The sequence below is a fragment of the uncultured Lutibacter sp. genome, assembly GCF_937891065.1.
Taxonomy (GTDB): Bacteria; Bacteroidota; Bacteroidia; order Flavobacteriales; family Flavobacteriaceae; genus Lutibacter.
This window is the reverse complement of record NZ_CALAEQ010000183.1, coordinates 1-14,333: the sequence shown is the minus strand read 5'-3', so window position 1 is coordinate 14,333 and position 14,333 is coordinate 1. Positions and strand designations below refer to the sequence as shown.

The 14,333-nt window shown below is 31.6% G+C and carries 14 protein-coding genes and 5 tRNA genes; all 19 read right to left on the bottom strand.

The genetic code is table 11. The features are described 5' to 3' along the window. Nucleotides 1–41: 41 nt before the first annotated feature. The 19 genes from rpoB to Q0352_RS09925 all read right to left on the bottom strand — a co-directional run bounded on the left by rpoB (nucleotide 42) and on the right by Q0352_RS09925 (nucleotide 14,101). Nucleotides 42–3,857 carry a DNA-directed RNA polymerase subunit beta gene (gene rpoB / locus Q0352_RS10015; RefSeq protein WP_299527161.1) on the bottom strand — a complete coding sequence of 1,272 codons (3,816 nt, stop codon included), beginning with the start codon at nucleotides 3,855–3,857 and terminating at the stop codon, nucleotides 42–44. 120 nt (nucleotides 3,858–3,977) lie between these two features. After that, nucleotides 3,978–4,352: a 50S ribosomal protein L7/L12 gene (gene rplL, locus Q0352_RS10010; RefSeq protein ID WP_299527160.1), complete on the bottom strand. Its 375-nt coding sequence runs from the start codon at nucleotides 4,350–4,352 to the stop codon at nucleotides 3,978–3,980. Nucleotides 4,353–4,397: 45 nt separating this feature from the next. Continuing rightward, complete coding sequence (gene rplJ, locus Q0352_RS10005; protein WP_299527159.1) at nucleotides 4,398–4,913, bottom strand: 50S ribosomal protein L10; 516 nt, start codon at nucleotides 4,911–4,913, stop codon at nucleotides 4,398–4,400. Between the two features lie 22 nt (nucleotides 4,914–4,935). Continuing rightward, nucleotides 4,936–5,625, bottom strand: coding sequence for a 50S ribosomal protein L1 (gene rplA, locus Q0352_RS10000; RefSeq protein ID WP_299527158.1), 690 nt, complete (start codon nucleotides 5,623–5,625; stop codon nucleotides 4,936–4,938). Nucleotides 5,626–5,639: 14 nt separating this feature from the next. Further along, nucleotides 5,640–6,083, bottom strand: coding sequence for a 50S ribosomal protein L11 (gene rplK, locus Q0352_RS09995; RefSeq protein ID WP_299527157.1), 444 nt, complete (start codon nucleotides 6,081–6,083; stop codon nucleotides 5,640–5,642). A 71-nt stretch (nucleotides 6,084–6,154) separates the two neighbouring features. Further along, complete coding sequence (nusG, locus tag Q0352_RS09990) at nucleotides 6,155–6,706, bottom strand: transcription termination/antitermination protein NusG (protein WP_299527156.1); 552 nt, start codon at nucleotides 6,704–6,706, stop codon at nucleotides 6,155–6,157. A 15-nt stretch (nucleotides 6,707–6,721) separates the two neighbouring features. Continuing rightward, the gene (secE, locus tag Q0352_RS09985) at nucleotides 6,722–6,910 is read right to left on the bottom strand and encodes a preprotein translocase subunit SecE (protein WP_299527155.1); all 189 of its coding nucleotides are present in this window, start codon (nucleotides 6,908–6,910) and stop codon (nucleotides 6,722–6,724) included. Between the two features lie 17 nt (nucleotides 6,911–6,927). Next, nucleotides 6,928–7,000 (bottom strand) — tRNA-Trp (locus tag Q0352_RS09980). A 62-nt stretch (nucleotides 7,001–7,062) separates the two neighbouring features. Continuing rightward, the gene (gene tuf, locus Q0352_RS09975) at nucleotides 7,063–8,250 is read right to left on the bottom strand and encodes an elongation factor Tu (protein WP_299527154.1); all 1,188 of its coding nucleotides are present in this window, start codon (nucleotides 8,248–8,250) and stop codon (nucleotides 7,063–7,065) included. A gap of 66 nt (nucleotides 8,251–8,316) precedes the next feature. Further along, nucleotides 8,317–8,388, bottom strand: a tRNA-Thr gene (locus tag Q0352_RS09970). A 9-nt stretch (nucleotides 8,389–8,397) separates the two neighbouring features. Continuing rightward, nucleotides 8,398–8,470: transfer RNA gene (locus tag Q0352_RS09965), tRNA-Gly, on the bottom strand. A 47-nt stretch (nucleotides 8,471–8,517) separates the two neighbouring features. Then, nucleotides 8,518–8,598, bottom strand: a tRNA-Tyr gene (locus tag Q0352_RS09960). Nucleotides 8,599–8,616: 18 nt separating this feature from the next. After that, nucleotides 8,617–8,690: transfer RNA gene (locus Q0352_RS09955), tRNA-Thr, on the bottom strand. 94 nt (nucleotides 8,691–8,784) lie between these two features. Continuing rightward, complete coding sequence (gene raiA, locus Q0352_RS09950; protein WP_299527153.1) at nucleotides 8,785–9,084, bottom strand: ribosome-associated translation inhibitor RaiA; 300 nt, start codon at nucleotides 9,082–9,084, stop codon at nucleotides 8,785–8,787. 6 nt (nucleotides 9,085–9,090) lie between these two features. Then, nucleotides 9,091–9,981: a tyrosine-type recombinase/integrase gene (locus Q0352_RS09945; protein ID WP_299527152.1), complete on the bottom strand. Its 891-nt coding sequence runs from the start codon at nucleotides 9,979–9,981 to the stop codon at nucleotides 9,091–9,093. Between the two features lie 74 nt (nucleotides 9,982–10,055). Then, the gene (rpsU, locus tag Q0352_RS09940) at nucleotides 10,056–10,253 is read right to left on the bottom strand and encodes a 30S ribosomal protein S21 (RefSeq protein ID WP_299527151.1); all 198 of its coding nucleotides are present in this window, start codon (nucleotides 10,251–10,253) and stop codon (nucleotides 10,056–10,058) included. A gap of 145 nt (nucleotides 10,254–10,398) precedes the next feature. Beyond that, complete coding sequence (locus Q0352_RS09935) at nucleotides 10,399–11,568, bottom strand: acyl-CoA dehydrogenase family protein (RefSeq protein ID WP_299527150.1); 1,170 nt, start codon at nucleotides 11,566–11,568, stop codon at nucleotides 10,399–10,401. A gap of 28 nt (nucleotides 11,569–11,596) precedes the next feature. Next, nucleotides 11,597–12,469, bottom strand: coding sequence for a helix-hairpin-helix domain-containing protein (locus Q0352_RS09930; RefSeq protein ID WP_299527149.1), 873 nt, complete (start codon nucleotides 12,467–12,469; stop codon nucleotides 11,597–11,599). Between the two features lie 153 nt (nucleotides 12,470–12,622). After that, nucleotides 12,623–14,101 carry a hypothetical protein gene (locus Q0352_RS09925; protein WP_299527148.1) on the bottom strand — a complete coding sequence of 493 codons (1,479 nt, stop codon included), beginning with the start codon at nucleotides 14,099–14,101 and terminating at the stop codon, nucleotides 12,623–12,625. Nucleotides 14,102–14,333: the final 232 nt, after the last annotated feature.

The window sequence follows — 14,333 nt, the reverse complement described above, 5'->3', positions numbered from 1 at the left end:
AAATAGCTAAGAGGACAAACCTCTTAGCTATCTCTTTGTTGTTATTCCTCTAATCTAACGTCTAATCCAAGACCTTTAAGCTCGTGCATTAATACGTTAAATGATTCTGGTAATCCTGGTTCTGGCATTGGATCTCCTTTTACAATAGCCTCATAAGTTTTAGCTCTACCTAAAACATCATCCGATTTTACTGTTAAGATTTCTCTTAAAGTACTTGATGCACCGTATGCTTCAAGTGCCCAAACTTCCATCTCTCCAAAACGTTGACCTCCAAATTGCGCTTTACCTCCAAGTGGTTGTTGCGTAATTAATGAGTACGGACCAATAGACCTTGCGTGCATTTTATCATCAATCATATGACCTAATTTAATCATATAAATAACTCCAACTGTTGCTTTTTGGTCAAATCGCATTCCTGTTCCACCATCATATAAGTAAGTATGTCCATATTGTGGTACACCTGCTTCCTCAGTTATTTCATTAATCTGATCAATGGTTGCTCCATCAAAAATTGGTGTTGCATACTTTTTATCTAATTTTTGACCAGCCCACCCAAGAACTGTTTCATAAATTTGTCCAATATTCATACGTGAAGGTACACCAAGTGGATTTAAAACAATATCAACCGGTGTTCCATCTTCTAAGAAAGGCATATCTTCTTGACGAACAATACGTGCAACAATACCTTTGTTACCGTGACGTCCTGCCATTTTATCACCTACTTTTAATTTACGTTTTTTAGCAATATAAACCTTCGCTAATTTTAAAATTCCAGCTGGTAATTCATCACCTACTGATACCGTAAATTTCTCACGACGTAAACTTCCTTGTAAATCATTTACTTTAATTTTGTAATTGTGAATTAATTCAACTACTAATTTATTTGTATGAGAATCAGTTGTCCAAACTCCTTTTGTTAAATAAGCGAAGTCTGGTACTGAGTTTAACATTTTTAATGTAAACTTTTTACCTTTTTGAAGTATTTCCTCTCCTAAATCATTCAGTACTCCTTGCGAAGTCTTTCCACTAATTAGTGTAAACAATTTTTCAGTTAAAACAGAACGTAAATCTTCAAACATTGCAGTATACTTACTTTCTAAATTAGCAATACTAACTTTGTCTTGTGCTCTTTTAGTTTTGTCTTTTACTGCACGTTCAAATAACTTTTTACCAATAACTACACCTCTAAGTGATGGTGAAGCTTTTAATGACGCATCTTTTACATCACCTGCTTTATCTCCAAAGATAGCTCTTAGTAATTTTTCTTCAGGTGTTGGATCTGATTCTCCTTTTGGTGTAATTTTACCAATTAAGATATCACCAGGTTTTACTTCAGCACCAATACGAATCATTCCATTTTCATCTAAATCTTTAGTAGCTTCTTCAGAAACATTTGGAATATCGTTTGTTAATTCTTCAGCACCTAATTTAGTATCTCTAACATCCATTGAATATTCATCAATATGAATAGACGTAAAGATGTCTTCTTTTACAACTCTTTCTGAAATTACAATTGCATCCTCAAAGTTATACCCTTTCCAAGGCATAAAGGCTACTTTCATATTTCTACCTAAAGCTAATTCACCTTTTTGAGTTGCATAACCTTCACAAAGTACTTGTCCTTCTTCAACTCTATCCCCTTTTTTAACAATAGGTTTAAGGTTAATTGAAGTTCCTTGATTGGTTTTTCTAAACTTAATTAAGTTATATGTTTTACTATCACTTTCGAAGCTAACCATACGGTCTTCTTCGGTTTTATCATACTTAATTTCAATCGTATCTGCATCTACATATTCAACTACACCAGCACCTTCAGCATTCATTAAAATACGTGAATCTTTTGCTACTCTACGCTCTAAACCTGTACCAACAATTGGTGATTCCGGTTTCATTAAAGGCACAGCCTGACGCATCATATTCGATCCCATCAAAGCACGGTTGGCATCATCATGTTCCAAAAACGGAATTAATGAGGCTGAAATTGAAGCAATTTGATTAGGAGCAACATCCATAAAGTTTACTTTTTCAACTTCAACTACTGGATAATCTGCTTCTTCACGCACAATTACTTTATCAGATACAAATCTACCTGAATCATCTAAAGGAAGATTTGATTGTGCAAATTTCATTCCTTCTTCTTCTTCAGCACTTAAATATCTAGGCTCATCTGTAATATTTACATTACCATCTAAAACTTCTCTATAAGGAGTTTCTATAAACCCTAAATTATTCACTTTTGCAAAAACCGCTAAAGATGAAATTAAACCAATATTTGGTCCCTCAGGAGTTTCAATTGGACATAAACGTCCATAATGAGTATAGTGAACATCTCGAACCTCAAAACCAGCTCTTTCCCTAGATAAACCTCCAGGTCCTAATGCTGACAATCTACGTTTGTGAGTTAACTCAGCCAATGGATTTGTTTGATCCATAAATTGAGATAATTGGTTAGTACCAAAAAACGAGTTAATAACTGAAGACAATGTTTTCGCGTTAATTAAATCGATTGGTGTAAACACCTCATTATCACGCACATTCATACGTTCACGAATAGTACGAGCCATACGAGATAAACCAACTCCAAACTGACTTGCTAATTGCTCACCAACTGTACGTACACGACGGTTAGATAAGTGGTCAATATCATCAACTTCAGCTTTAGAATTTACTAATTTTATCAAGTTTTTGATAATAGTAATAATATCAACTTTAGTTAAAACTTTTTGATCAATACTTTCGTTTAAGTTTAACTTTTTATTCATTCTATAACGTCCAACTTCACCTAAGTTATAACGTTGTTCTGAAAAGAATAATTTATCTATAATACCTTTTGCCGTTTCAAAATCTGGCGGTTCAGCATTACGTAATTGTCTATAAATATGCTCAACAGCTTCTTTTTCAGAGTTTGTTGGATCTTTTTGTAGCGTATTATGAATAATTGCATAATCAGCCATTTCATTATCTTCTTTATGAAGTAAAATGGTTTTTGTTCCTGATTCAATTATTTCTTCAATTTGTTCTTTTTCTAGAATTGTATCTCTATCTAAAACAATTTCATTTCTTTCGATAGAAACAACTTCGCCGGTATCTTCATCTACAAAATCTTCAAACCATGTTTTTAATACACGTGCGGCTAATTTTCTTCCTATATACTTTTTAAGACCACTTTTTGAAACTTTTACTTCTTCTGCAAGGTCAAATATTTCAAGTATATCTTTATCTCTTTCATAACCAATTGCTCTAAATAGCGTGGTTACAGGTAATTTTTTCTTTCTATCAATATAAGCATACATTACTTGATTGATATCTGTTGCGAACTCTATCCAAGAACCTTTAAAAGGAATTACTCTTGCTGAATATAATTTGGTTCCATTTGCATGGAATGATTGCCCAAAAAATACCCCTGGAGAACGATGTAATTGAGAAACTACAACTCTTTCTGCTCCATTAATACAAAAAGTACCACTATGAGTCATGTAAGGAATTGTACCAAGATAAACATCTTGTACTATGGTTTCAAAATCTTCGTGTTCAGGATCTGTACAGTATAATTTTAAACGTGCTTTTAAAGGCACACAATATGTTAATCCACGTTCTATACATTCTTGAATTGAATATCTAGGTGGATCTACAAAGTAATCTATAAACTCTAACACAAAATTGTTACGAGTATCTGTAATTGGGAAGTTGTCAAGGAAGGTTTTATATAATCCTTCGGTACTTCGTTCGTCAGCTTTGGTTTGTAATTGAAAAAAATCTTGAAATGATTTAACTTGAATATCTAAAAAATCTGGATATTCAGTTACCAATTTAGCTGATGCAAAGTTTATTCTTTCGGTAAATTGTTTAGTGGCCAATGGACAAAACTTTAAGTTAAAAAAACTATTAAAATATAAGAACGAATATATACGCAAAATGGTTTAGGTCTAAGGATTACCCCTAAGACCTAAACCTTAAATTGTTTTAGATGCTAAAACTTACTTAAGTTCAACCTCTGCTCCTGCTTCTTCTAATGATGCTTTTAAGCCTTCTGCTTCATCTTTAGTTATACCTTCTTTAATAGGTGCTGGTGCGCTATCTACAATTTCTTTAGACTCTTTCAATCCTAAACCAGTTAATTCTTTAACTAATTTTACAACTGCTAATTTAGATTGACCTGCTGCTTTTAAAATAACTGTAAATTCAGTTTGCTCTGCCTCTGCTTCTGCGTCTCCGCCTGCTGCAGGACCTGCTACTGCTACTGCTGCTGCTGGTTCAATACCGTATTCGTCTTTTAAAATATTAGCTAACTCATTTACTTCTTTAACTGTTAAGTTAACAAGTTGTTCTGCGAAATCTTTTAAATCTGCCATTTCTCTTTGTTTAAATTTTATTATTTAGTTTATTAGTGCACTTATTTATTTTTCTGATAAAGTTTTCAGAATTCCTGATAATTTATTACCTCCAGACTGTAATGCTGAAATAACATTTTTAGCTGGTGATTGTAATAAAGTAATAATATCTCCAATTACCTCTTCTTTTGATTTAATGCTTACTAATGAATCTAATTGGTCATCACCAACATAGATCGCTTGTTCAACATAAGCACCTTTTAATAAAGGTAATTTAGATTTCTTACGAAATTCTTTAATTAATTTTGCTGGAGCATTCCCTATATCTGAAAACATCAAAGATGTATTTCCTTTTAATACAGATGGTAATTCTCCAAAATCTTTATCAGATTTTTCCATTGCTTTTTCAAGCAATGTATTTTTAACAACAGCTAGTTTTATGTTTGCTTTAAAACAAGCTCTACGTAAATTAGATGTTTCTAAAGCATTTAATCCTGATATATCAGCTAGATATATAATGTTACCTTCAGTTAACTGTGTTGTTAAAGCTTCTATTACTTGTGATTTTTCTTCTCTCGTCATAATTACTAAGTTTTAACTTTAATTAAACTGATTTAGGTTCAACATTCACTCCAGGACTCATAGTACTAGATAAGTAAATACTTTTAACATACGTTCCTTTTGATGCTGTAGGCTTTAACTTCATAATAGTATGAATTAATTCTACCGCATTTTCAGTAATTTTATCAACATCAAATGATGCTTTAGCTATTGCAGCATGTATAATTCCTGTTTTATCAACTTTAAAGTCAATTTTACCAGCTTTTACTTCTGCAACTGCTTTTGCAACATCCATAGTTACTGTACCCGTTTTTGGGTTAGGCATTAAACCTCTTGGTCCTAAAACACGACCTAAAGGACCTAATTTCCCCATTACACTTGGCATAGTAATAATAACGTCAACATCTGTCCAACCTTCTTTAATTTTTTGAAGATACTCATCTAATCCAACATAATCAGCTCCCGCTTCTTTAGCTTCAGCTTCTTTATCTGGTGTTACTAATGCTAATACTTTAACATCTTTACCGGTTCCATGAGGTAATGTTACCACACCTCTAACCATTTGATTTGCTTTACGAGGATCTACTCCCAATCTAACAGCTAAATCAATAGATGCATCAAAATTTACAGAAGTAATTTCTTTTACTAAAGCGGAAGCATCTTTTAAAGAATAAGCTTGAGTTTTATCAACCTTACCGTGTGCTTCTTTTTGCTTTTTAGTTAATTTTGCCATTTTTAATAACTGTTTTATTGTTTAATTGGAGCTTTTCCACTTACTTTAATACCCATTGAACGTGCTGTTCCTGCCATCATTAACATAGCCGATTCAACAGTAAATGCATTTAAATCTACCATTTTATCTTCAGCAATAGTTTTCAATTGATCCCAAGTAACCGTAGCTACTTTTTGACGATTAGGTTCTGGTGAACCTTTTTTTACTTTGGCTGCTTCTAAAATTTGAACAGCTGCTGGTGGAGTTTTAACAACAAAATCAAAAGATTTATCTTTATACACAGTAATTGCAACTGGTAAAATTTTTCCTTGTTTGTCTTGAGTTCTAGCATTAAACTGCTTACAAAACTCCATTATATTAACTCCGGCAGCTCCTAAAGCAGGTCCAACTGGTGGTGACGGGTTTGCCGCTCCTCCTTTTACTTGTAATTTTACAACCTTAAATACTTCTTTTGCCATTTTTTAATCTTAAATTAGAAATTACCTATTCATTGGAAGCGAATAAGTAATATCACAAATTACTGTAACAATTATGAAATTTTATCTACTTGCATATAACTTAATTCTAATGGTGTTTTTCTTCCGAAAATCTTTACCATAACCTCAAGTTTACGCTTTTCTTCATTTATATTTTCAATAGTACCATCAAAACCATTAAATGGTCCATCAATAACTTTTACTGTTTCACCAATAACGTATGGTATAGCTACATTATCATTTTGAACTGATAATTCATCAACTTTACCAAGCATACGGTTAATTTCAGATTTTCTCATAGGAACAGGATCTCCTCCTTTTACTTCACCTAAAAAACCAATTACACCAGTTATTGATTTAATAACATGTGGTAATTCTCCACTCAAATTAGCCTCAATCATTATATACCCTGGAAAATAAACACGCTCTTTATGTATTTTTTTCCCATTACGTATTTGAATAACTTTTTCTGTAGGCACTATTACTCTATCAACATAATCAGTCATACCTAAACGAGCAATTTCATTTTCAATATAAGTTTTCACTTTATTTTCTTGCCCACCTATAGCCCTAACTACATACCATTTTTTTACAGAATCAGTCATAATAAATATTAATAATTAAAATAATTTAAAATATTCCCCTAAACCTGTTTGAAAAAATTTATCTACAGCAAACACTGCTAAAGCAAATAATATTGTAAAAACGGCAACAACTACAGTAGATTTTTGAGCCTCTTCCCATGAAATCCAAGATACTTTATTACGTAACTCTTCAAATGAGTCTTTTATATAATTAACTAAATTCATTTCTTTATATTATTTTGCACGGGTGGAGAGACTCGAACTCCCGACACCTGGTTTTGGAGACCAGTGCTCTACCAACTGAGCTACACCCGTAAACATAAGGTGCTCCTCTAAAAAGAAGCACCTATATTTACTATTTTAATTTGGTGTATTTATTAGTCTAACATTTCTGTTACCTGACCTGCACCTACTGTTCTACCTCCTTCACGAATTGCGAAACGTAAACCTACGTTTAATGCAATTGCTTGGTGTAATTCAACATGAATAGTTAAGTTATCACCTGGCATTACCATTTCAACTCCTTCAGGTAACATAATTGTTCCTGTTACATCAGTTGTACGTACGTAAAACTGCGGACGATAGTTATTATGGAATGGTGTATGACGACCACCTTCTTCTTTTTTAAGGATATAAACCTCAGCTTTAAATTTAGCGTGTGGAGTAACTGATTTAGGCTTACAAATTACCATACCTCTACTGATATCTTCTTTTGCAATACCTCTTAATAAGATACCTACGTTATCACCAGCTTCACCTCTATCTAATATTTTACGGAACATTTCAACTCCTGTGATTGTAGAAGTTAATTTTTCTGCTCCCATACCAATAATTTCAACTGGATCACCAGTGTTAGCTACACCAGTTTCAATACGACCTGTTGCAACAGTTCCACGACCTGTAATTGAGAATACATCTTCAATTGGCATTAAGAAATCTTTATCAACATCACGCTTTGGTAATTCAATCCAAGAATCAACGGCATCCATTAGTTCTAAAATTTTCTCTACCCATTTAGGCTCCATATTCAATCCTCCTAAAGCAGAACCTTGAATAACTGGAGTATTATCACCATCATAATCATAGAATGATAATAAATCTCTAATTTCCATTTCTACTAATTCTAATAGTTCTTCATCATCAACCATATCCACTTTATTCATGAATACAACTAATCTTGGAATACCTACCTGACGACCTAATAAGATATGCTCTCTAGTTTGAGGCATTGGACCATCTGTAGCAGCAACAACGATTATTGCACCATCCATTTGAGCAGCACCAGTTACCATGTTTTTTACGTAATCCGCGTGACCTGGACAATCAACGTGTGCATAGTGACGATTAGCAGTTGCATATTCAACGTGCGCAGTGTTAATTGTAATACCTCTCTCTTTTTCTTCAGGAGCATTATCAATCTGATCAAAGCCTTTTACTTCACAAAATCCTTTTTCGTGCAATACTGTAGTAATTGCAGCAGTTAAAGTTGTTTTACCGTGGTCAACGTGTCCAATAGTACCAATATTTAAATGTGGTTTGGAGCGATCAAAATGTTCTTTTGCCATGATTATTTAATTTTTAAATCTTAGTTATATATAGTGTTAAATTCAATTCTATTTTATTTTTACTTGAGCCAATGATGGGAATTGAACCCATGACCTCTTCCTTACCAAGGAAACGCTCTACCCCTGAGCTACACCGGCCAAAAAATGAGCGAGAGACCGGGCTCGAACCGGCGACAGTCAGCTTGGAAGGCTGAAGCTCTACCAACTGAGCTACTCTCGCAATATTTTTTCATTTTCTCATTAATTTATATTCCTACAAATTAATTGTGGTGAGAGAAGGATTCGAACCTTCGAAGCTTGCGCAGCAGATTTACAGTCTGCCCTCGTTGGCCACTTGAGTATCTCACCATTCTTTTCAAAGACCTGAGCCGATAGAGGGACTCGAACCCACGACCTGCTGATTACAAATCAGCTGCTCTAGCCAGCTGAGCTACATCGGCTTTTTACTCCATAAAAGAAGTCCGCTATTTCTAACGGACTGCAAATGTATTAAAGTTTTAATTTTAAACAAAACTTTTCTAATTATTTTTTTATTTATTTTTCACTAACCTTTTCTTTCTTTTTCGCTAACTGCCTCTTTAAAGAATCTGCAGCAAGCATAACACCTTCTTCAAAGGTTTTACACTGCTTTTTAACCACTAAATCATTTCCAGGAATATTCAATTTAATATCCACAAATTTATTTTCTTTTTCGCTTGTTTGTTGAACCTTTAAAAAAACTTCTGCATCAACTATTTTATCATAATATTTATCTAAACTATTTAATTTTTTTTCAACAAAATCAATTAGACCACCATCGGCATTGAAATTAACAGACTGTACGTGTACTTTCATAATAAATTAGTTTTTTTGGCTCCTTGGGTGAGCTTGGTTATATACTTCCTTTAATTTACCCAAACTACTGTGGGTGTAAATTTGTGTTGATGCTAAACTAGAATGCCCAAGCAATTCTTTAACTGAGTTTAAATCAGCACCTTCATTTAATAAATGTGTAGCAAAAGAGTGTCTTATAATGTGAGGACTCTTCTTTACTTTTGATGACACTTTACTAAAATAATTATTAATTACTCGATACACAAGTGTATCGTACATTATTTTTCCTTTTTTTGTAAGAAACAAATAAGACAGATTTGTATTAATTCCTTCTCTTTCTTCTATATATTTTATCAACGATTTTTGAACTGATTTTAATAACGGGATATATCGTTCTTTATTTCTTTTCCCTACTACTTTAACAGTTTCATTTGCAAGGTCAATATCTTTAATTTTTATGTTGATTAATTCACTTCTTCGAACACCCGTTGAATAAAATAATTCAACTATCAATTTGTTTCTAAGTGATTCAAAATTAACTTCTTCTTCCTCTAACAAATTAAGTACATTTATTATTTCTTTTTCAGAAAATGGCAATTGCACTTGTTTAGCAACTTTTAAAGCTTTGTGTTTAATTAAAGGATTACTTTCAATTTCTTTGGTTTTTTGAAGAAATTTATAATAAGATTTTAAGGAAGAAACTTTTCTGTTAATTGAGCTATTTGACAAACCAGCTTCAACTAAACTAACAATCCAATTACGTATTTGAGAGTAATTAACTTCAACAACACTTTGGTTGTCATATTCATTATCGCAAAATAGCTGGAATGAATTTAAATCATTTAGATAAGCTGTTATAGTATGCTTAGAGTATTTTTTTTCTAGCTCTAAATAATTTAAAAAGGAATATATAGGCATAAAAAAACCGTTAGTATACAAATTTACGAATTGTTATTTGTAATTACTAACGGTTTATTTGTTTTGGCTAAAAATTAACCTTGCTCTTCTGCTGTTCTTAATTTTTGAACATACTGAGCTTTTATATTTTGCGCACGGTTTACAACTGAAGGTTTATCAAATTGCTTACGACTACGTAGGTTCTTCATTGTTTTTGTACGGTCAAATTTTCTTTTGTAACGTTTTAACGCTCTATCTATATTCTCTCCGTCTTTAACTGGTATAATTAACATATTTTGGCACCTCCTTTCAAGTTGTTCTCTTTTAAATTTTAAGATTGCAAATATATAACTAATTATTATATTCAGTATCTTTTAAATAAAAAAAAACTAAAAAATAATTTTAAATGATTTTTAAAGCTTTGAGTGAAATACCTCCTTAATCTGTAGCAGGCTTATATTCTTTCTTATCAATTACTATTTTCGATATAATTTCTCTCATAATTTCCGAAGTTCCTCCACCAATTGACCCCAATCGACTATCTCTTAGCATTCGCGCCATAGGGTAATCTTCCATATAACCATATCCACCTAACAACTGTAAACATTCGTTTATAACAGTATCTGCAATTTTTGTTGATAGCAATTTAGACATACTTGCTTCTTTAACTATATACTGCCCTTCATTTAGTCTTTTAGCAATCGAATAATTAAATTCTTTACACATTTCAACTTCGCTTGCCATATCTGCTACTTTATGTCTTAAAGCTTGAAACTTATTTAAAGTTTGCCCAAAAGCTTGCCTTTCAGACATATATTGTATTGCATATTCTAAAGCATGTTCTGCTCTAGCGTGTGCGTTAATTCCCATCACTAAGCGTTCTAATGCAAAATGACTCATAATATAAGAAAATCCTTTCCCTTCTTCTCCCATTAAATTAGCAGCCGGAATTACTACATTATCAAAAGCTATTTCAGCAGTATCAGATGCTTTCCAACCCAATTTATCTAATTTAGTTGCTGAAACTCCTACAGTATCTCTATCAATAATAAAAATACTCATTCCTTTATTTCTTAAAGTTATATCTGTTTTTGCAGCAACCACTAAATAATCAGAATAAACACCATTAGTAATAAAGGTTTTTGAACCATTAATAACATATGAATCTCCATTTTTAATAGCTGTTGTTCTCATCCCTGCAACATCAGAACCTCCAAATGGCTCTGTAATACACAAACAACCAATTTTTTCACCATGAATACTTGGAGTTAAATATTCTTTTTTAATTCTATCATCTCCTTCTTTTGCTAAATGAGTCATTGCTAAATACGTGTGAGCCCACATTGCAGCAGCAAAACCACCAGAATTAACTTTTTGGAGTTCTTCTAAGAAAATAACAGTATAAAAAATATCTAAATTCAATCCACCATATTCCTCAGGAGCATTTAAACCAAAATAGCCCATTTCTCCAAACTTCTGCCAAATAAAACGTTCAACTTCACCTTCCTTTTCCCATTTATCAATATGAGGTACCACTTCCTTTTGTAAAAAATCTCTAAAACTTTGTCTAAATGCGCGATGTTCTTCAGTAAAATACATACTATTCATTATGGGAAGTAGCTTTAAATTATTATAATTATTTAGCCACCAAATATAAGGCTATTCTTTCGAATTTTTCAAGAGGAAATTTTTCAATTTTTTTTAGTTCTTCAATATCTTGAATTTCAGCAACTTCTTCTCTAAAATTAACTATTTTTATGGTAAGTTCATAATCAATATAAACAATGGAAAGTATTTGTTTAAAAGTTGCTTCATTAATATTTAACTTTTCAATTCTTGGTTTTTCAATTACTTCAAAGTACAGCAGTACTTTATCAACCAACTCTTTATCTAAATTCCAAACTTCATATAACTGACTATTAAAAGAAAATCCTTGTAATTTAGTTCTGTACTCAATAATTCTATTAGATAATTTTTCTCCAATTCCACTTACAATTCTTAAATCCGCAGCTTGGACTAAATTTATATCTTGCTTTACAATTACTTCATTAACAGTATTTATATATTCTTTTTTATAATTCTTATTTTTAGAAATTACCCATTCCGGAAATTTAAAATATGGACTTATTATATTCAATAAAGAGTCATTAACACCAGTAACTTTTTGAAATTGTTTTACTGAATTAATAAAATTTCCTTTATCTCGGAAACTATTCAATTTATCAATTTCTTGAATTGACATACCTAATTGATATCCTTTATAATCTGTAATAAAATTTGGATTGAACGAGTAAATTTTTGAAGTTTTACGCTCTAATTCTTGAGTTTGCAGAGAATCCATTTCTTTTTGAAATAAAAGAATTTCTGATGAAGAAAAATTGAAATCTTCTTTTGAAGAAAAATCAACAAAAAAGAAAACTGATTGAAGTGAAACTATTATTAGTAATAAAAAGAAAATCCCATTTCGTTGACGCTTATTATAGCCGAAATGGGATTTAAAAATATTCATATTTTTATTAAACTTAGATTTTTATTTATTTCGCAATAACAAATCTATTAAATATATTTTACTTCTTAAGAAATCATTTATAAGATTTACATAAACATTTTACAATGTTCAAAATAAAAATCTAAGTTTTATATATGCTGTGTTCAAAAACAATTAAGGGTCTACTCTTACTATTAACAATTGTAAATCTTCGTTTGCATCAGATCCTTCAACTGCATCACAAATTACAATAGCATAATCACCTACTGTAGGGATAAAGTCAGTATGAGTTAATGCCTCAAGTGCAAACGCGTTTGTAGCTGGATCTAAACCTTCAGGGTTTGCAGTGTCAGTATCTGTACTATTCACAACTTGCCATATAGCCTCTTGAATTTCAAGAGATGTTCCAGTTAAATTATTCATTATCCAATTTAATGAACCCCATTCAATATCCTGATATTGACTAGGTATAATTGTTAGCTCTAATGAAGAATAGAAATCAACATCATAAGTAGGGCCTACAAAAATAGTATTATGTTCAGCTGCACACCATCCGCCTAAAATTGCTCCATTAAAAATTTCAAATGTTGGATCAACAATATCACTAAAAGTAATATCTAGATACGCATTAACATTAGGGAAATTTGACAATGTCATCTTCCCTGAAGTTGGTACTGGTAAATACGGTGGTAATTCCATATTAGCGTCATTTCCATCATAAGAACAATTACCTACAACAAAATCAAATATACCATCAGAACCTCCAAAACCACTATCATTACCAATAGCAGAACTATCTGTATCATCAAATGTACCAGTGTAAACCAGTTTACTAGAACCATCAGGCATTGTTAACAAAATATCAAATGTAAAAGTTTCATCAACACCTACATAATCTGGATACTCTATACATAGTGGTGCTCCTGCTCCATACCAACCTACATTGCTGTTCATTTGTGGATCATTTACAACATTATCTCCATTTTTTATAACAATTTCAAAAATAGCTGGAAAATCATACCCATCATACGTTTGTCCATTATAAGCGCTTCCTATTTTATGGAATTCTTCATAAAACTTCGTACAAATATCTCCAAAGAAACATACTGTATGAATTTCTATTTTAGCATATGCAAACCATGCAAAACCAAATTTTTCATAATCAAAAGGCTTATAACAAAGTACATCTAAAGCTATTCTTCTTTTTTCAAATTTATCAACTGTAAAAGTAAGGTCATTTACTCCTTTTAAGTTCCATAAAGCTTGATAATAACTCCCCATCGTAGGCGATGCCCAAATAGCAATATTATTAACATCATATACTATAAATGATTTTATATCATAATCTCCTGGTGCTAACTTTATAACTTCGGTTTCTGTTTTATCATTTAAAGTTACTAATTGCAATGTATAAGGAGTAGTACCTATCATAATTTCAACATAAGAAGCTTCCGCATCTGAACACTCTGGTAGTTTAACCTCATCATTATCTTTTGCAAATACATTTTTACCTGCAACTTGAGGCACAAAGTTTGTAATATCAAATACTACATCTTGGCTTTCTGAAACAACCGCAGTTGCATCATCTTTGCTACACGATATAGCAGCGGTTACTAAAAATAATCCTAATAGGATTTTAAATAAATTTTTCATAATAAATAGTTTAAATTAATGGTTTATAAAATCTTACTATAAAGGCATAGGTATCTTGAACTTATTATGAAGCTATACTATTATTCAACCATTTAGGCAAAATAAATGTAATACAGCATATAAAGCTTTATACAATTATAATAAGGGGTGTTAAAAAATAATATTAAAATTTGTGGGGTATCGCAATTTTAGTGGGGATCGTAAAATTTCAGAAAATTAAGTTTATATATTT

Excerpts from the sequence above, each read along its gene's own strand:
- rplJ (WP_299527159.1), bottom strand. The coding sequence starts at position 4,913 with ATGACGAGAGAAGAAAAATCACAAGTAATAGAAGCTTTAACAACACAG.
- nusG (WP_299527156.1), bottom strand. The coding sequence starts at position 6,706 with ATGACTGATTCTGTAAAAAAATGGTATGTAGTTAGGGCTATAGGTGGG.
- Q0352_RS09930 (WP_299527149.1), bottom strand. The coding sequence starts at position 12,469 with ATGAATATTTTTAAATCCCATTTCGGCTATAATAAGCGTCAACGAAAT.
- rpsU (WP_299527151.1), bottom strand. The coding sequence starts at position 10,253 with ATGTTAATTATACCAGTTAAAGACGGAGAGAATATAGATAGAGCGTTA.
- rplL (WP_299527160.1), bottom strand. The coding sequence starts at position 4,352 with ATGGCAGATTTAAAAGATTTCGCAGAACAACTTGTTAACTTAACAGTT.
- Q0352_RS09935 (WP_299527150.1), bottom strand. The coding sequence starts at position 11,568 with ATGAATAGTATGTATTTTACTGAAGAACATCGCGCATTTAGACAAAGT.
- tuf (WP_299527154.1), bottom strand. The coding sequence starts at position 8,250 with ATGGCAAAAGAACATTTTGATCGCTCCAAACCACATTTAAATATTGGT.
- rplA (WP_299527158.1), bottom strand. The coding sequence starts at position 5,625 with ATGGCAAAATTAACTAAAAAGCAAAAAGAAGCACACGGTAAGGTTGAT.
- rplK (WP_299527157.1), bottom strand. The coding sequence starts at position 6,083 with ATGGCAAAAGAAGTATTTAAGGTTGTAAAATTACAAGTAAAAGGAGGA.
- Q0352_RS09945 (WP_299527152.1), bottom strand. The coding sequence starts at position 9,981 with ATGCCTATATATTCCTTTTTAAATTATTTAGAGCTAGAAAAAAAATAC.
- secE (WP_299527155.1), bottom strand. The coding sequence starts at position 6,910 with ATGAATTTAGTTAATTATATAAAAGACTCATTTGAAGAGTTACGTAAT.
- Q0352_RS09925 (WP_299527148.1), bottom strand. The coding sequence starts at position 14,101 with ATGAAAAATTTATTTAAAATCCTATTAGGATTATTTTTAGTAACCGCT.
- raiA (WP_299527153.1), bottom strand. The coding sequence starts at position 9,084 with ATGAAAGTACACGTACAGTCTGTTAATTTCAATGCCGATGGTGGTCTA.